The 19,300-nt window shown below is 72.6% G+C and carries 3 protein-coding genes and 1 pseudogene; all 4 read right to left on the bottom strand.

What is annotated here, in order from left to right; all coding sequences use genetic code 11:
* Positions 1-2,054 (bottom strand): type I polyketide synthase (locus ACIBUY_RS42490; protein ID WP_399155545.1); only part of this gene is annotated, 2,054 nt, incomplete at its 3' end.
* Positions 2,051-12,829: an SDR family NAD(P)-dependent oxidoreductase gene (locus tag ACIBUY_RS42485; RefSeq protein WP_399155546.1), complete on the bottom strand. Its 10,779-nt coding sequence runs from the start codon at positions 12,827-12,829 to the stop codon at positions 2,051-2,053. The genes ACIBUY_RS42485 and ACIBUY_RS42490, both read right to left, overlap by 4 nt.
* 66 nt (positions 12,830-12,895) lie before the next feature.
* Positions 12,896-16,429, bottom strand: a pseudogene (locus ACIBUY_RS42480) (type I polyketide synthase); the annotation flags it as partial.
* 97 nt (positions 16,430-16,526) lie between these two features.
* The coding region (locus tag ACIBUY_RS42475) for a type I polyketide synthase (protein ID WP_399155544.1) at positions 16,527-19,300 on the bottom strand (2,774 nt) is incomplete at its 5' end.

The raw sequence follows: 19,300 nt of genomic DNA, 5'->3' as shown, positions 1-19,300 counted from the left end.
GCTTGGGCGGATTGCATGAGCCTGGCTCGTGCGGCGACGAGGGTGCAGGCGTCTTCCAGGGTGAGTACGCCTGCGCAGTGGGCGGCGGCGAGTTCCCCGATGGAGTGCCCGGCCAGATAGTCAGGCGTGACCCCCCAGCTTTCCAGGAGCCGGAACAGTGCGACCTCGATGGCGAACAGTGCGGGCTGAGTGTTCTCCGTACGCGCCAACTGCTCTGCGTCGTCGCCCCAGATGATGTTGCGGAGTCCGGGTTCGAAGTGGTCCAGGATTGCGTCGAAGGCGGTCGCGAAGGCGGGGTAGGTGGCGTGCAACTCCCGTCCCATGCCCAGGCGTTGAGCCCCCTGCCCCGTGAACAGGAACGCCAGCTTCCCGCCGGTGTCCGCGCTGCCGATCACGTGGGACGGGTGGGGCAGGTCATCGGCCAGTGCCTGGAGGGCGTCGAGGCGGTCCTCGGTGGTGTCGGCGACGATCACCGCCCGCTGGTCGAACAGGGTGCGGGTGGTCAGGAGCGAGTGGGCGACGTCGGCCGGTGCGGCGTCCGGGGTGTCCGCGAGGTGGCGGTGCAGCCGCCGGGCCTGGTCCCGCAGCGCGGGCAGGGTCTTGGCGGACAGGGCCCAGGGCAGCGGGCCGGCCGGGGCCGTCCCGGCAGGCGGCGACTGCTCCTCGGCGGGGGCCTCCTCGATGATGGCGTGGGCGTTGGTGCCGCTGACGCCGAACGACGAGACGCCCGCGCGACGGGGCCGGCCGTCCGTCTCCCAGGGACGGGTCTCCGTGAGCAGCGAGACCGCGCCCGCCTCCCAGTCGACGTGCGGCGTGGGCGCGTCGACGTGCAGGGTCTTGGGCAGGACGCCGTGGCGCATCGCCATGACCATCTTGATGATGCCGCCGACGCTCGCGGCGGCCTGCGTGTGACCGATGTTGGACTTCAACGAGCCCAGCCACAAAGGCTGTTCGGCCGGGCGGTTCTGCCCGTACGTGGCGAGGATCGCCTGCGCCTCGATCGGGTCGCCGAGCCTGGTGCCGGTGCCGTGTGCCTCCACGACGTCCACATCGGCGCTGTCGAGCCGGGCGTTGGCCAGGGCCTGCCGGATGACGCGCTGCTGGGAGGGGCCGTTGGGGGCGGTGAGCTGGCTGCTGGTGCCGTCCTGGTTGACGGCGCTGCCGCGGACGACCGCGAGCACCCGGTGTCCGTTGCGCCGGGCGTCGGAGAGCCGCTCGAGCACCAGTTGCCCGACGCCCTCGCCCCAGCCGGTTCCGTCGGCCGCGGCCGCGAAGGCCTTGCACCGGCCGTCGGGGGCGAGCCCGCGCTGCCGGCTGAACTCGACGAAGAGACCCGGCGTGGCGACCACCGTGACCCCGCCGGCCAGGGCCAGCGAGCACTCGCCGCTGCGCAGCGCCTGCGCCGCCAGGTGCAGGGCGACCAGGGAGGAGGAGCAGGCGGTGTCGACCGTGACCGCCGGGCCCTCGAAGCCGAACGTGTACGAGATCCGGCCCGAGGCGACGCTGCCGGCGCTGCCCGTGCCCAGATAGCCCTCGAACTCCTCCGGCGACGACGGGTACAGCAGGCGGGCGCCGTAGTCGCCGTACATGATCCCGGTGAAGACGCCGGTACGGCTGCCGCTGAGCGATGCCGGGTCGATGCCGGCGCTCTCCACGGCCTCCCAGGCCGTCTGCAGCAGCAGCCGCTGCTGCGGGTCGATGGCCAGGGCCTCGCGCGGCGAGATCCCGAAGAACTCCGGGTCGAAGTGGGCGGAGTCGTAGAGGAAACCGCCTTCCTTCGCGTACGTCTTGCCCGCCTGCGCCGGGTCGGGGTCGTACAGCCCCTCGACGTCCCAGCCCCGGTCGTCGGGGAAGCCCGACACGACGTCCCGGCCGTCCGCGACGAGTCGCCACAGGTCATCCGGCGACTGAACCCCGCCGGGATAGCGACAGGCCATCCCGACGATCGCGATGGGTTCCCGGCCGGAGGCCCGCTCGTTCTCCTGGCGCAGGCGCTCGTTCTCCTTCAACGATGCCCGTAGCGCTTCAACAAGCTGTTCCGAGGAGGTACTCATCCCTGCTCCAGTCCCGCGTCGCCGTTGCCCAGTGCCAGCGCCACCAAGGCCTCCGCGTCCAAATCCTCGATCGCGGTCATTGGCTCGCTCTTCTGCGCCGCTGCAGGGTCGCTAGGCTCCTGCTCGACCAGCTGGAGAAGCGCCTCCAACAGCCCCGCCGAACGCAGCCGTTCCAGCGGGATCTCGGCCAGCGAGCGGCGCACGACGGCCTCCGGGTCGTCCTCGGGCGACAGCAGCTCGTACAGCCGCCCGGCCAGTGCCGCAGGCGTCGGATAGTCGAAGATCACCGTGGCGGGCAGCCGTACGTCGGTCGCCGCGATCAGCCGGTTGCGCAGCTCCACCGCCGTCAGCGAGTCGAAGCCCAGCTCCAGGAAGCCGCGTTCGACCGCCACCTGGCCCGCCCCCGAGTGACCCAGCACATCGGCGACGTGCCCGCACACCAGGTCGAGCAGCGCCGTACGACGCTCCTGCTCCGACAGACCGGCGAGCTTCTGCGGCAGCGACGCGCCGCCGGCCGCCGCGGCCCGCCGGGCCGGTGTGCGCACCAGACCGCGCAGCGCCGACGGCAGGGCCGGCAGCGTCCGCAGCGCCGCGAGGTCGAGGCGGACCGGAGCGCTGGTGGTGAGGGCGAGCGCGCCGTCGAACAGCGCCATTCCTTCCGCCACCTCGATCGGCAGGATGCCGCCCCTGCCGATCCGGGCGGAGTCCGCGTGCTCCGACATGCCGCTCCCGGTGTCCCACAGGCCCCACGCGTACGAGGTGGCCGGCAGGCCGAGCGTGCGCCGGTGCACGGCGAGCCCGTCCAGGTAGGCGTTGGCCGCCGAGTAGTTGGCCTGGCCGGGGCTGCCGAGGGTGCCCGCGATCGAGGAGAAGAGCACGAAGTGCCGTACGTCGCCGACGAGTTCGTGCAGATTGCGGGCGGCCTCGGCCTTCGGGCGCAGCACCGTGTCCAGCCGTTCGGGCGTCAGCGCGCCGATCACGCCGTCGTCCAGGACACCGGCCGCGTGCACGACACCGGTCACCGGATGGTCGGCCAGCACCCGGGCGAGCGCGTCGCGGTCGGTCAGGTCGCAGGCGACGAGCACCGGCTCGGCGCCCGACTCGGCCAGCTCCGCGGCGAGTTCCGCCGCGCCCGGAGCCCCTGGCCCGCTCCTGCTGACCAGTACGAGTTTGCGCACGCCGTGGCGGACGGCCAGATGACGGGCGACGAGCGCACCGAGCGTGCCGGTCGCGCCGGTGACCAGCACCGTGTCGTCCGAGGTGAAGCCCGCGGCGTCGTCCGGCGCCACCGGGTCCCGCTGGGCGAGCCGGGCCGCGGCCGCGGCCCCCTTGCGGAGCACCAGTTGGGGCTCGTCGGCCGCCAGCGCGGCCGGCACAGCGGCCCGGGAGGCCGCGTCGTCGTCCACGTCGAGCAGCGCGAACCGGCCCGGGTTCTCCACCAGCGCGGTGCGCACCAGACCCCACACCGCGGCGTTGCCGAGGTCGTCGACGTCCTCGCCCGCCGCGCCGTGCGTCAGCAGCGTCAACCGGTCCGCGCCGCGCGCGGGATCGGCCAGCCACGCCTGTACGAGCTCGAGCCCGCGGTGCGCGGCGGCGAACACGTCGTCGGTACGCGGCAGTTCCGCGACCAGGTCGCCCGCGGGCAGTGTGGCCAGGTCGGCGGCCAGGTCCGCCGAGCCGGTCAGGAACACCGGCTCGGGGCCGCCGTCCGGCAGCGGTACGGGCGTCCACTCGAGTGCGTACAGCGGAAGCCGTTGTCCGCCCGCCGGAGCGAGCTGCTCGGGAGCCACCGGACGTACGGACAGCCGCTCCACCGCGGCGACGGGCGCGCCCGAACGGTCGGCGAGTGCGATGCCGAACGCCCCCGGGCCGTCCGGGGTCAGCCGCACCCGGACCGCCGACGCCTCGGCGGCGAACAGGGAGACGCCCGCCCAGACGAAGGGCAGCAGCGGCTGCCGGGCGTCCTCGTCCAGGGCGAAGCCCAGCGCGTGCAGCGACGAGTCCAGCAGGGCCGGGTGGATGCCGAAGCCGGACACGTCCGTGTCGCTCTCCAGCTCGACCTCCGCGTACACGGCGTCGCCGGTGCGCCAGGCGGCCTGCAGCCCCTGGAAGACCGGGCCGTAACCGAGACCCAGATCGGCGAGCGTGCCGTAGAAGTCCGACACGTCGACCGGCTCGGCACCGGCCGGCGGCCACTGCGCCAACTCGACCGCGGGCGCGGCCACTTCGGCCACCGTGCCCGTACCGTGCCGGACCCATGCCGCCTCGTCCTGCCCGCCGGTCCGCGAGTACACGGAGACCGGACGGCGCCCGTCCTCGTCCGCCGCGGCCACGTTCACCTGGAGCTGCACCGAAGCGTCGTCGGGGACGACCACCGGCGCCTCGAGCGTGAACTCCTCCAACTGCGCGCAGCCCACCCGCTCGGCGGCGTGCAGCACGAGATCGACCAGTGCGGACCCGGGCACGAGAACGGTGCCGAGCACGGAGTGGTCGGTGAGCCAGGGGTGGCTGCGCTGCGAGATCCGGCCGGTGAACACCACGCCCTGATCACCGGCGAGTTCGACCATCGCACCCAGCAGGGAGTGCTCCGCCCCGGCCATACCGAGCCCGGCGGCGTCCCCGGCCCCGGACACCGTGTCCAGCCAGTACCGCTCGTTCTGGAAGGCGTAGGTGGGGAGGGGGGTGGTGGTGCCGTGGATGGGCCAGGTGACGGGGTGTCCGTTGACGTGGGCGGTGGCGGTGGCGGTGAGGAGGGTGCGGGGTTCGTTGTGGTCGGGTCGGAGGGTGGGGGTGAGGACGGCGGTGGTGTCGGCGAGGGTGGTGGCGGCCATGGCGGTGAGGGTGCCGTCGGGGCCGAGCTCGACGAACGTCGTCACGCCGGTGTCGTGGAGGGTGGTGATGCCGTGGTGGAAGCGGACGGCTTCGCGGATGTGGCTCGTCCAGTAGGCGGGGCTGGTGAGTTGTTCGGTGGTGGCGAGGGTGCCGGTGACGTTGGAGATGACGGGGATCCGCGGTTCGGCGTATGTGAGTGTGGCCGCGGCCTGTTGGAACTGGTCGAGGATGCTGTCCATGTGGGGGGAGTGGAAGGCGTGGCTGACGTTGAGGAGCTTGGTCTTGCGCCCGTTCTCCTTCCACCGTCCGGCGATCGCCGTAACCTCGTCGGCGTCACCGGCGATCACGACGGACTGCGGCCCGTTGATCGCCGCAATCGACACCAACTCGCCCACATCTGAGGCGAGTTCGTCTTCGGTGGCCTGGATGGCGGCCATGGCGCCGCCTGCTTGGGCGGATTGCATGAGCCGGGCTCGTGCGGCGACGAGGGTGCAGGCGTCGGCGAGGGTGAGTACGCCTGCGCAGTGGGCGGCGGCGAGTTCCCCGATGGAGTGCCCGGCCAGATAGTCGGGCGTGACCCCCCAGCTTTCGAGGAGCCGGAACAGGGCGACCTCGATGGCGAACAGTGCGGGCTGCGTGTGTTCCGTGCGCGCCAACTGCTCTGCGTCGTCGCCCCAGATGATGTCGCGGAGTCCGGGTTCGAAGTGGTCCAGGATTGCGTCGAAGGCGGTCGCGAAGGCGGGGTAGGTGGCGTGCAACTCGCGTCCCATGCCCAGGCGTTGAGCCCCTTGGCCGGTGAACAAGAACGCCAGCTTCCCGGTGCCGTCCGTGCTGCCCGTGATCACGGACGAGTGCGGGCTGCCCGCTGCGAGTGCGCGGAGCGCCTCGGTGCGGTCGTCGGTGGTGTCCGCGACGACCACGGCCCGCTGGTCGAAGTGGCTGCGGGTGGTGAGGAGGGAGTGCGCGATGTCCGTGGGTGAGTGGTTCGGGTCGTTGGTGACCAGGTCGAGGAGGCGGTCGGCCTGGGCGTGCAGGGCCGGGAGCGTCCTGCCGGACAGCACCCATGGTGCGGGCCCCGCGGCCGGCGCCTGAGGTTCGGCGGCCGGTGCGGTGTCGGAAGCCGGGGGCTCCTCCAGGATCAGGTGCACGTTGGTGCCGCTGACGCCGAAGGAGGAGACGCCCGCGCGACGCGGATGTCCGTTCGCCTCCCACGGGCGGGCCTCGGTGAGGAGGGAGACGGCGCCCGCCTCCCAGTCGACGTGGGACGACGGGTTGTCGGCGTGCAGGGTCTTGGGCAGGACGCCGTGGCGCATCGCCTGGATCATCTTGATGATGCCCGCGACACCGGCCGCGGCCTGCGTGTGCCCGATGTTGGACTTCAACGAGCCGAGCCACAAAGGCTGTTCGGCCGGACGGTCCTTTCCGTACGTGGCGAGCAGGGCCTGTGCCTCGATGGGGTCGCCGAGCGTGGTGCCGGTGCCGTGTGCCTCCACGGCGTCGACCTCGTCGGGACTCAGACCGGCACTGGCCAGGGCCTGGCGGATGACGCGCTGCTGCGCGGGTCCGTTGGGCGCGGTCAGGCCGTTGCTCGCGCCGTCCTGGTTGATGGCGCTGCCGCGGACCACCGCGAGGATCTCGTGCCCGTTCTTGCGGGCGTCGGAGAGCCGCTCCACCAGGAGCAGACCGGCACCTTCGCCCCAGCCGGTGCCGTCGGCGTCGTCGGAGAACGCCTTGCAGCGGCCGTCCTTGGCGAGCCCGCGCTGCCTGCTGAACTCGATGAACGTCGTCGGCGTCGCCATCACCGTCGCACCGCCGACCAGGGCCAGGTCGCATTCGCCGTTGCGCAGCGCCTGACCGGCCAGGTGGAGCGCGACCAGGGAGGAGGAGCAGGCGGTGTCGACCGTGACCGCGGGGCCTTCGAGGCCGAAGGTGTAGGCGACGCGGCCCGAGGCGATGCTCGGTGCGCTGCCCGTGCCCAGGAATCCTTCGTAGCCCTGCGGGATGTTCTCCAGCAGCCGTGCGCCGTAGTCGTTGTACATGATCCCGGTGAAGACGCCGGTGCTGCTGCCGCGCAGCGCGGCCGGGTCGATCCCGGCGCTCTCGAACGTCTCCCACGCGGTTTCGAGGAGGAGCCGCTGCTGCGGGTCGGTGGCCAGCGCCTCACGCGGCGAGATCCCGAAGAACTCCGGGTCGAAGCTGCCCGCGTCGTGCAGGAAGCCGCCTTCATTGGCGTACGAGGTACCGGTGCGCTCCGGGTCGGGGTCGTACAGGTCCTCGCTCCAGCCCCGGTCCACCGGGAAGGGCGAGACGGCGTCGACGCCGTCCGCGACGAGCCGCCACAGGTCCTCCGGCGAGCGGACCCCGCCGGGGTAGCGGCAGCTCATGCCCACGATCACGAGGGGGTCGTCCCCGGTCACCCGGGCCGTCGGCCGGACCGCGACGTCGGCGGTACCGACCACCTCGTCGCGCAGGAACTCGGCCAGTGCCAGGGGCGTCGGGTAGTCGAACACCAGGGTCGTCGGCAACCGCAGGCCGGTCGCCGTGGCGAGCCGGTTGCGGAAGTCCACCGCGGTCAGCGAGTCGAAGCCGAGGTCCCCGAACTGCCGGTCGGCGGCGACCGCGTCGGCGCTCCCGTGCCCGAGGACCGACGCCACCGCGCCCCGCACCGTGTCGAGCAGGACGGCATCCCGCTCGGCGTCCGACAGCCCGGCGATCTGCTGGGCCAGCGACGAGCCGTTCGCCGCACCCGGACCCGCGGCGCGCCGGGCGGTCGCCCGCACCAGGCCCCGCAGGGCCACCGGCACGGTGCCCGCGGCGCGCAGCGAGGCCAGGTCCAGGCGGGCGGAGACGATCAGTGCCCGGTCCTGACCGAGCGCCGCGTCGAACAGGGCCAGACCCTGCTCGACGCTCATCGGGGCGACACCGCCCCGGCTCAGCCGGGCCCGGTCCCGCGCGTCCAGGTCCCGCGTCATGCCGCCCTCGGTGTCCCAGAAGCCCCACGCCAGGGAGACGGCGGGCAGGCCCAGGGCCCGACGGTGGCAGGCGAGCGCGTCGAGGAAGGAGTTCGCGGCGGTGTAGTTGCCCTGCCCGGGGCTGCCCAGGGTGGCGGCCACCGAGGAGAACAGGACGAACGAGTCGACGTTCCCGGCGAGTTCGTGCAGGTTCCAGGCCGCGTCGACCTTGGGCCGCAGCACGGCGGCCAGCCGCTCGGGCGTCAGCGCGCCGATCACGCCGTCGTCGAGGACGCCCGCCGTGTGCACCACGGCGGTCAGCGGACGGTCCGCCGCCCCGAGCAGACCGGCCAGGGCCGCACGGTCGCTCACGTCACAGGCGGCGACCTCGGCCTCCGCTCCCAACTCGGCGAGTTCCGCGACGAGTTCCGCCGCGCCCTCGGCATCCGGGCCGCGCCGGCTGGTGAGCAGCAGGTGGCGGGCGCCGTGTTCGGTGACGAGGTGTCGGGCGACCTGCGCGCCCAGGGTGCCGGTGCCGCCGGTGACGAGCACGAGGCCTTCGGGGTCGAAGGGTGCCTGCTCCGGCTCGGCGGACGGCACCCGGACGACCCGCGGGGTCGACAACTCGCCCGAACGAACGGCGAGTTGAGGTTCGCCCGAGGCGAGGGCCGCGGGCAGGGCGGCGAGCGAAGCCTCGTCGTCGTCGACGTCGACGAGGACGAACCGGCCCGGGTTCTCGGCCTCGGCCGTACGCACCAGACCCCACACCGTCGCAGCGGCCAGGTCCGTGGTGCCGTCGTCCACCGTGAGCGCGCCCCGGGTGACGACGAGCAGCCGGGACTCGGCGAACCGCTCGTCGGCGAGCCATGCCTGTACGAGTTCCAGCGCCAGGGCCGCCGTACGGTGGGTGTCGGCGACAGTGGTGTCCGCGCCGCTCGGTCCCGCCGGGGAGATCGGGGTCGGGGTGGTGAAGTCGACCCGTACGACAGGAGCCTGCGGTGCGTCCGCGAGGTCCTCGACCGCGCCGACGACCACCGGCACCTCGGCCGCGTCCGCCGCCACCGCGTCCGCCGCCACCGTGGGCAGGGCCACCAGCTCCATCCCGTACAGCGGCGGCCGGGTCGGCGTGGCCGCGCGGGCCATCGCGCGCAGGGTCAGTCCCTCGGCCGTCAGCAACGGGGCACCCTCCGCGTCGAGCAGAGTGAGCCGTACGGTGTCCGCGTCGGTCGGCGAAAGCCGGACCCGTGCCGCGACCGCACCGCTCGCGTGCAGGGACACTCCCTGCCACGAGAAGGGCAGCCGCACCTGGTCGGCCTCGCTCTCGACGACGCCGAGCCCCAGGGAGTGCATCGCGGAGTCGAGCAGCGCGGGGTGGATGCCGAACAGGCCTGCCGCCTCGTGCTGTTCCTCGGGCAGCCGCACCTCGGCGTACACGTCGTCATCGACGCGCCAGCCGTTGCGCAGCCCCTGGAAAGCGGGACCGTACGCGAACCCGGCCTCCGCGAGCCGCTCGTAGAGGTCCGCGGTGGGCACGACCGAGGCCCCGGCCGGCGGCCAGGTCTCGGCCGTCGCGCGCGGCGCCGGACCGTCGGCCCGCAGCGCACCGGACGCGTTCCGGGTCCACTCGGCGTCCTCGGCGTCCTCGGCGTACGTGCGCGAGTGCACGCGTATCGACCTGCGGCCCGCGTCATCCGCCGCCCCGACGCTCAACTGCAGCTGAACAGCGCCCTGTTCGGGCACGGTGAGCGGCGTCTCGATGATCAGCTCGTCGATCGTCCCGCAGCCGACCTGCGCACCCGCGTGCAGCGCGAGCTCGACGAAGGCGGCGCCCGGCAACAGTGCGGAACCCAGCACCACGTGATCGGCCAGCCACGTGTGCGTGCGCCGGGAGATCCGACCGGTGAGCAACAGCCCACCGTCGTCCGCCACCGCGAGAGCAGCCCCGAGCAACGGGTGTCCCGCGGCCTCCAGCCCCAGCTCCGCGGCGTCCGCGTTGCCGGTGACCTCCAGCCAGTACCGCTGGTGCTGGAAGGCGTAGGTGGGGAGGGGGGTGGTGGTGCCGTGGATGGGCCAGGTGACGGGGTGTCCGTTGACGTGGGCGGTGGCGGTGGCGGTGAGGAGGGTGCGGGGTTCGTTGTGGTCGGGTCGGAGGGTGGGGGTGAGGACGGCGGTGGTGTCGGCGAGGGTGGTGGCGGCCATGGCGGTGAGGGTGCCGTCGGGGCCGAGTTCGATGAACGTCGTCACGCCGGTGTTGTGGAGGGTGGTGATGCCGTGGTGGAAGCGGACGGCTTCGCGGATGTGGCTCGTCCAGTAGGCGGGGCTGGTGAGTTGTTCGGTGGTGGCGAGGGTGCCGGTGACGTTGGAGATGACGGGGATCCGCGGTTCGGCGTATGTGAGTGTGGCCGCGGCCTGTTGGAACTGGTCGAGGATGCTGTCCATGTGGGGGGAGTGGAAGGCGTGGCTGACGTTGAGGAGCTTGGTCTTGCGGCCTGCTTCCTTCCACCGTCCGGCGATCGCGGAGACCTCGTCGTGGTCGCCTGCGATGACGACGGACTGCGGCCCGTTGATGGCCGCGATCGACACCAACTCGCTGATTTCTGAGGCGAGTTCGTCTTCGGTGGCTTGGATGGCGGCCATGGCACCACCGGCTTGGGCGGATTGCATGAGCCGTGCCCGGGCGGCGACGAGGGTGCAGGCGTCGGCGAGGGTGAGTACGCCTGCGCAGTGGGCGGCGGCGAGTTCGCCGATGGAGTGTCCGGCCAGATAGTCGGGCGTGACCCCCCAGCTTTCGAGGAGCCGGAACAGTGCGACCTCGATGGCGAACAGTGCGGGCTGCGTGTTCTCCGTGCGCGCCAGCTGCTCTGCGTCGTCGCCCCAGATGATGTTGCGGAGTTCGGGTTCGAAGTGGTCCAGGATTGCGTCGAAGGCGGTCGCGAAGGCGGGGTAGGTGGCGTGCAACTCCCGTCCCATGCCCAGGCGTTGGGCCCCCTGGCCGGTGAACAAGAACGCCAGCTTCCCGGTGCCGTCTGCGCTGCCGGTGACCACGGACGAGTGGTGCTCGCCCCCAGCCAGTGCGCGGAGGGCGTCGAGGCGGTCGTCGGTGGTGTCGGCGACGATCACCGCCCGCTGGCTGAAGTGGGTGCGGGTGGTGAGCAGGGAGTGGGCGATGTCTGCGGGTGAGTGGTTCGGGTCGGTGGTGACCAGGTCGAGGAGGCGGTCGGCCTGGGCGTGCAGGGCGGGGAGGGTCTTGGCGGACAGGGCCCAGGGCGCCGGGCCGTTCACCGTGGGGGTGGGCTCGGCGGGCTCCTCTGAGACCTGCTCCTCGGCCTGCTCCTCGACGTGCTCTTCCAGGACCACGTGCGCGTTGGTGCCGCTGACGCCGAAGGAGGAGACGCCCGCGCGACGCGGATGTCCGTTCGTCTCCCAGGGGCGGGCCTCGGTGAGGAGGGAGACGGCGCCCGCGTCCCAGTCGATGTGTGAGGAGGGGTTGTCGGCGTGCAGGGTCTTGGGCAGGACGCCGTGGCGCATCGCCATGACCATCTTGATGATGCCGCCGACACCGGCGGCGGCCTGCGTGTGGCCGATGTTGGACTTCAACGAGCCGAGCCACAAAGGCTGTTCGGCCGTACGGTTCTTGCCGTACGTCGCCATCAGGGCCTGCGCCTCGATCGGGTCGCCGAGGGACGTGCCGGTGCCGTGCGCCTCCACGGCGTCGACATCAGCCGTGGTGAGACCGGAGTTGGCCAGGGCCTGCTGGATGACGCGCTGCTGGGAGGGCCCGTTGGGCGCGGTGAGGCCGTTGCTGGCGCCGTCCTGGTTGATGGCGCTGCCGCGGACGACCGCGAGGATCTGGTGGCCGTTCTTGCGGGCGTCGGACAACCGCTCCACCAGGAGCAGGCCCACGCCCTCGGACCAGCCGGTGCCGTCGGCCTCGTCGGAGAACGCCTTGCAGCGGCCGTCCTTGGCGAGCCCGCGCTGCCGGCTGAACTCGATGAAGCCGCCCGGTGTCGGCATGACGGCGACGCCGCCGACCAGGGCCAGTGAGCAGTCACCGTTGCGCAGTGCTTGACCGGCCAGGTGCAGGGCGACCAGCGACGACGAGCACGCTGTCTCGACGGAGACCGCCGGGCCCTCGAGACCGAGCGTGTAGGCGACGCGGCCCGAGGCGACACTGGTCATGTTGCCGGTCAGCAGGTGGCCCTCGAACGCCTCGGGCGCCGCGTCGAGCCTGGCCCGGTAGTCGTTGTGCCCGATGCCGGTGAAGACGCCGGTGCTGCTGCCGCGCAGGGCGGCCGGGTCGATCCCGGCGCTCTCAAGCGTCTCCCACGCCGTTTCGAGCAGCAGCCGCTGCTGCGGGTCGGTGGCCAGCGCCTCACGCGGCGAGATCCCGAAGAAGTCGGCGTCGAACAGGCCGGCGTCATAGAGGAACCCGCCCTGGAGCGAGTACGTCTTCCCCGCCTTGCTCGGGTCCGGGTCGTACAGCTCGGCGGGGTCCCAGCCACGGTCGGTGGGGAAGTCGCCGATGGCGTCCACCTCGTCGTCGACGAGCCGCCACAGGTCCTCGGGCGACGCGATGCCACCGGGGTAGCGGCAGGCCATGGCGACGATGGCGAGAGGCTCGTCCGAGGCACCCTTGACCGCGGTGCCGGCGGGCGCGGCGGCCTCGATGCCGAGCGCCTCCTCACGCAGCGACTCGGCCAGGGTCACCGGGGTCGGGTAGTCGAAGACCAGGGTGGCGGGCAGCCGCAGGCCGGTGGCCGCGGCCAGCCGGTTCCTGATCTCCACGCCCATGATCGAGTCGATGCCGAGTTCCTTGAATGGCCGGTCCGTGTCGATGCTCTCCGGCGTGGCATGCCCGAGCACGGTCGCCACCTGGGCCCGGATCGTGTCGAGGACGGCCGCGATCTGCTCCGCCTCGCTCAGACCGGCGAGCCGCTGTGCGAACTGCGATCCGCTCGCCCCGTCAGGAGCGGAGGCCTCCGGCCGCTGCACCCGGCGTACCGGGGCGGCAGGCGTGTCACCGTCCAACAGCGCACGCAGTTCGGCCAGCCGCTCGGCGGACAGCGAACGGGCCACCATGTTCCGCACCGACAGCACCGGTGTACCGGCCGGGTCGGCGGCGACCAGTTCCACGCCGTTGCCGGTCGGGGTCAGCCGGACCCGCAGGGCGGAGGCGCCCGTGGCGTGCAGGGCGACACCGGACCAGGAGAACGGCATGCGGATGCCCGACTCGCCGGACGCGTCGGTGTCGAGGGCGAGCGGGTGCAGCGCCGCGTCGAGCAGCGCCGGGTGCAGCCCGTAGCCGGAGCGGTCGGTGTCGGCCGGAAGCACGAGTTCGGCGAAGAGGTCGTCGCCGCGCCGCCAGACCGCGGTGACCCCGCGGAACGCCGGACCGTAGAACACCCCGGCGGATTCCATCCGTTCGTACAGTTCGCCGGTCGGCACCTGCTGGGCGCCGTCCACCGGCCACACGGAGAGGTCGTCCTGCGGACCGGTCGGGGCGGCGGTCGCGACGGCGACGGCGCCGGTCGCGTGCCGGGCCCAGACCGCGTCCTCGGTCTCCGGCCGCGAGTGGATGGTCAGCGGCCGCCGTCCGCCCTCGTCCGGCGCGCCGACCGCGATCTGCAGCTGTACGCCGCCTCGCTGACCGAGCGTCAGCGGGGCCTCCAGGGTCAGCTCGTCGATGAGGTCGCAGCCCACCTGGTCCGCGGCCTGCACCGCGAGCTCGACCAGTGCCGTACCGGGCAGCAGCACGGTGCCCGCGACGATGTGGTCACCGAGCCACGGGTGGGTCTCGACGGACAGCCGTCCCGTCAGCAGCAGCGCGTCGCTCTCCGCCAACGTGGTCACCGCTCCCAGCAACGGGTGCGCGGACCGCGTCAGGCCGAGACTGCCGGCGTCCCCGGCCTCGGCCACTTCGTCGAGCCAGTACCGCTGCTGTTGGAAGGCGTACGTGGGCAGGGCCGGGGGTTCGCCGGTTGCTTGGGGGAGGTGCCAGTTGACGGGGAGGCCGTGGGTGTGGGCGTCGGCGAGGGCGTGGGGGAGGTGGTGGCCGTGGTCGCGGCGGAGGGTGGGGTGGATGGTGGCGGGGCGGTCGTCGAAGGTCTGCTGGAGTCCAATGGTGAGGACGGGGTGGGGACTTGACTCGATGAAGTGGCGGTAGCCGTCCCGGTGCAGCAGTTCCACCGTCTCGTGGAAGCGGACCTGGTTGCGGAGGTTGGTGTACCAGTACTCGGCCGTCAGCGAGCTGGTGTCGATGGGCTGGCCGGTGACGGTGGAGTAGAAGGCGATGTTCGTGGTCTGGGGTTGGATGCCGTCGAGGGCGCTGAGGATCTGCTGGTGAATGGCTTCGACGTGGATGCAGTGGGAGGCGTAGTCGACGGGGATTTTGCGGGCGCGGATCTCCCGGCTCTCGCAGATGGCGACCAGGGCGTCGATGGCGTCGACCGATCCGGAAACGACGGTGGTGGCGGGTCCGTTGGCGGCGGCGATGTGGACGTCGCCCTGCAGCAGGGGGGTGACTTGGTCTGCGGGCAGGGGGATGGAAGCCATGGTGCCGGTGCCGGCCAGCGCGGTGATGGCTTGGGCGCGCAGGATGACGGTGCGGGCCGCGTCGTCGAGGGACAGGGCTCCGGCGGCGTAAGCAGCCGCGATCTCGCCCTGCGAGTGGCCGATGACGGCGTCGGGGGTGATGCCGTGGTGCTTCCACAACTCAGCCAGGCCGGTCATGACGGCGAACAGGACGGGTTGGACGACGTCGACGCGTTCCAGGAGGGTGGCGTCGGCGTCGGTGAGCAGCCGGGTCAGATCCCAGTCGGTGTGCGGGGCGAAGGCTTGGGTGCAGGCGCGTATGTGGTCGGCGAAGACCGGTTCGTGGGCGAGGAGGTACTGGCCCATGGCGGGCCACTGCGAGCCCTGGCCGGGGAAGACGAAGACGGTCTTGCCGTCGAGCGCGGTACCGGTGATGAGGTCGGGGTGGGGCTGGCCCTCGGCGAGGGCGGTCAGCGCTTCCGCGTTCAGGGCGACGGCCCGGTGCTCGAAGCGGGCACGGGTGGCCAGTACCTGCGCCACGGCAAGGGAGTTGGTGTCGGGCCGGTCCGCGAGGTAGGTGCTCAGGCGGGCGGCCTGGTCCCGCACCGCCTGCTCGGTGCGGGCCGACACCAGCCAGGGCACCGGGCCGTCCATCGTGGGGGCGGGCTCGGTGGGCTCGGCGGGTTCGTCAGCGGGTTCGTCGGTGGCAGGAGCCGGGACCGGGGCCTGTTCGAGGATCAAGTGCGCGTTGGTGCCGCTGATGCCGAACGAGGACACACCGGCCCGGCGCGGGCGGCCGTCCGTCTCCCACTGGCGGGCCTGCGTGAGCAGCGAGACGGAGCCCAGCTCCCAGTCGATGTGCGGTGACGGCTCGTCGACGTGCAGCGTCTTGGGCAGCAGCCCGTTGCGCATCGCCATGACCATCTTGATGACACCGCCGACACCGGCGGCGGCCTGCGAGTGGCCGATGTTGGACTTCAACGAGCCGAGCCACAACGGCTGTTCGGCCGGACGGTCCTTTCCGTACGTGGCGAGCAGGGCCTGCGCCTCGATCGGGTCGCCGAGTTTGGTGCCGGTGCCGTGCGCCTCGACCACGTCGACGTCGGAGGTCTCCAGACGCGCGTTGGCCAGGGCGTCTCGGATCACCCGCCGCTGGGAGGGGCCGTTCGGCGCCGTCAGCTGACTGCTCGTACCGTCCTGGTTGATGGCGCTGCCGCGGATCAGGCCGAGGACGTGGTGGCCGTTGCGCTCGGCGTCGGAGAGCCGCTCCAGCAGGATCAGGCCGACGCCCTCGCCCCAGCCGGTGCCGTCGGCGGCCGCGGCGAACGCCTTGCAGCGTCCGTCGGCGGACAGGCCGCGCTGGCGGCTGAACTCGATGAACAGGCCCGGCGTGGAGATGACCGTGACACCGCCGGCCAGCGCGAACTCGCACTCGCCCTGACGCAGCGCCTGCGCCGCCAGGTGCAGGGCCACCAGCGACGACGAGCAGGCCGTGTCGACACTGACCGCCGGGCCCTCGAAGCCGAACGTGTAGGAGAGGCGGCCGGAGGCGATGCTGCCCGCGCTGCCGGTGCCGACGTGGCCCTCGAACCCGTCCGGGATGGGGCTCAGCCGGGAGCCGTAGTCGTTGTACATCACACCGGCGAACACGCCGGTGCGGCTGCCGCGCAGCGTGCCCGGGTCGATGCCGGCGCTCTCCACGGCCTCCCACGCCGTCTGCAGCAGCAGCCGCTGCTGCGGGTCGATCGTCAGGGCCTCGCGCGGCGAGACGCCGAAGAAGGCGGGGTCGAACTCGGGTGCGTCGTAGAGGAATCCGCCCTCCTGCGCGTACGACTTGCCGGTCTTCTCCGGGTCCGGGTCGTAGACGTCGGCCGGCCAGCCGCGGTCCTCGGGGAAGCCGGAGATCGCGTCCCGCTCCTGCACGACCAGGTCCCACAGCTGCTCGGGCGAGGCGACCCCGCCCGGGTAGCGGCAGGCCATGCCGACGATCGCGATCGGCTCCTGGTCCTTGGCCTCGACCTCCTGCAGCCGCTGCCGAGTCCGGTGCAGGTCGGCCGTCACGCGCTTGAGATAGTCGCGGAGCTTGTCTTCATTCGCCACGGCTGCGTCTACTTCCTCGGGTTTCCTGTGGATGTGCGGGACGGCGGAGGGAACGGGCTCAGCTGCTCAACTCGTTGTCGATGAAGTCGAAGATCTCGTCGTCGGAGGCGGCGGACAGCAGCTCCTCCGCTCCGTCGGTGCTGACGTCGAACCCGGCACGGGCCATCACCTCCTGGAGCCGCTGCGTCAGCTGGGTGCGCTGCTCACCGTCGGCGGGCAGCGTCAGCAACAGCTCCTCGAGCCGGTCCAGTTCGGCGAGACCGGCCACCGGCGCCGTCAGCACCTCGGTGTCCAGGTAGCCGACGAGAGCCTCGACCGTCGGATAGTCGAAGATCAGCGTGGACGGCAGTCGCTGTCCGACCGCCGTGCCGAGCCGGTTGCGCAGCTCCACCGCGGTCAGCGAATCGATGCCCAGGTCGAGCAGACCGCGCTGCGCGTCGAGCCCGTCCGACGACGCGTGTCCGAGCACGTCGGCCACGAGGTCGAGCACCAGCTTGTTCAGCAGATCCGTACGCTCCTGCGGGCCGAGCCCGGCCATCGCGTCGGCGAGCGTGGTCTCCTGCGCCGCCGGGCCTGCGGCCGCCGCGGGCCGTGCGGTGGGCCGCACCAGACCGCGCAGCAGCGGCGACGGGTCGCGCAGCGCGGACGGGTCGAGGCGTACGGGCACCAGCGTCGTACGGTCCGCCCGCACCCCCGTGTCGAACAGTTCGAGCCCGTGCTCGTGGCTGATCGGCAGGATGCCGAGCCGGGCCATCCTGGCCAGGTCGGCCTGGCCCAACTGCTCGGCCATGCCGCCGTCCTGGGCCCACAGGCCCCAGGCGTACGAGACGGCCGGCAGGCCGAGCCGTGCCCGGTGTCCGGCCAGGGCGTCGAGGAACGCGTTCGCCGCCGCGTAGTTGCCCTGGCCCGCGCCGCCGAGCAGCCCGGAGACCGACGAGAACAGCGCGAACAGCCTTACGTCACCGGCGAGTTCGTGCAGGTTCCAGGCGGCGTCGACCTTGGCGCGGAGCACCCGGTCGAGACGCTCGGGCGTCAACGACATGATCGTCGCGTCGTCCAGTACGCCCGCCGAGTGGACCAGACCGGCCACCGGGTGCTCCTGGAACAGCGCGGCCACGGCCGCGCGGTCGGCCAGGTCGCAGGCGACCACGGTGGCCTGCGCGCCCAACTCGGCAAGACCCGCGACCAGTTCGGCCGCTCCGGGGGCGTCCGGGCCGCGCCTGCTCACCAGCAGCAGCCTGCGCACCCCGTGCTCGGTCACCAGGCGGCGGGTGATCTGACCGCCCAGGTCGCCGGTGGCACCCGTGACGAGAACGGTGTCCTGCGGACCGAACTCAGAGCCCCCGGCCGTGCCTTCGGTCGGGGCCTCGACGTCCGAGCGGACCAGGCGAGGCACGAACAGCGCGCCGTCCCGTATCGCGAACTGGGGCTCGGTGACGGACGGTACCGCCGGGAGCAGCCCGGCCGAGGCGTCCGTACCGTCGAGGTCGACGAGCACGAACCGGTCCGGGTTCTCCGTCTGGGCCGAGCGGACCATCCCCCACAGCGCCGCGTGGGCGAGGTCGGACGGCTGCTCACCGGTCGCGCCGCGGGTGACGAAGGCCAGCCGGGACTCCGCGAACCGGTCGGCGGCCAGCCAGGCCTGGCACAGTTCGAGCGCCCAGCCGAGGACCTCCCGCACCTGCCCGGGCACCGCGCCTGACGGCACGGGAGCGTGCGCGAGGACCAGGGCACCGTCCGGCACCCCGGCCAGCCCCGCCGCGTCGGCGACCTCGGCCGTGACCGCGGACTCCGCCGACCCGGCCGGATCGGGCAGAGCCGCCCAGGACAGCTCGTACAGACTGTCCTGGCCGCGCGCCACCAGTTCCTCCGGCCGCTTCGCCCGTACGGTCAGTTCGCCGATCCGGGCCAGCAGGGCGCCCTGCGCGTCCGTCACCGTCAGTTCGAGCGTGTCGCCACCCGTCGGGGACAGCAGCACCCGGGCGGTGCGCGCCCCGGCCGCGTACAACGACACGTCCGTCCACGCGACCGGCAGCCTGACCTGCCCCTCCGGTGTGTCCGCCGCGAACCCCATCGGGTGCAGGGCGGCGTCGAGCAGGGCCGGGTGCAGGGTGTAGGAGTCGCTGTCGACCCCGTCCGGGAGGGTCACTTCGGCGTATACGTCGTCACCGTGCCGCCACGCCGCCCGCAGTCCGCGGAACGCGGGACCGTAGGCGAGACCCGCCGAGGCCAGGCGCTCGTACAACTCGTCGAGATCCACCGGGACCGCGCCCTCCGGGGGCACCGTCCGGGGCTCGCCGTACGGAGAGCAGCCGTTGGCGCTCAGCGTTCCCTTGGCGAGGACCACCGTCGTGCCGTCCCGCTGCGTGTGCACGGTCACCGCGCGGCGGCTGCTGCCGTCCGCCGAGCCGACCGTCACCTGCACCGGCACCGAACCCTGGTCCGGCAGCACGAACGGGGCCTGGAGCGTGAGTTCCTCCAGGTGGTCACAGCCCACCTGGGTGCCGGCGTGCAGCACCAGTTCGGCGAAGGCGGTGCCGGGCAGTACGACCGTGCCGTGCACCGCGTGGTCGGCGAGCCATGCCTGCGCACGGATCGAGAGCCGACCGGTGAGCACGGCCCCTGCGTCCTCGGGCAGCAGCACCGTCGCACCGAACAGCGGGTGCCCCGCGGCCTCCAGCCCCAGATCGACGGCGTCGCCGACCACCTCCGGCAGCTCCAGCCAGTACCGCTCGTTCTGGAAGGCGTAGGTGGGGAGGGGGGTGGTGGTGCCGTGGATGGGCCAGGTGACGGGGTGTCCGTTGACGTGGGCGGTGGCGGTGGCGGTGAGGA

It is taken from the genome of Streptomyces sp. NPDC050085, from assembly GCF_044460595.1.
In the GTDB taxonomy this organism is placed as follows: domain Bacteria; phylum Actinomycetota; class Actinomycetes; order Streptomycetales; family Streptomycetaceae; genus Streptomyces.
The sequence above is the reverse complement of the archived record's forward strand: the minus strand, read 5'-3'. Positions and strand labels throughout refer to the sequence as shown.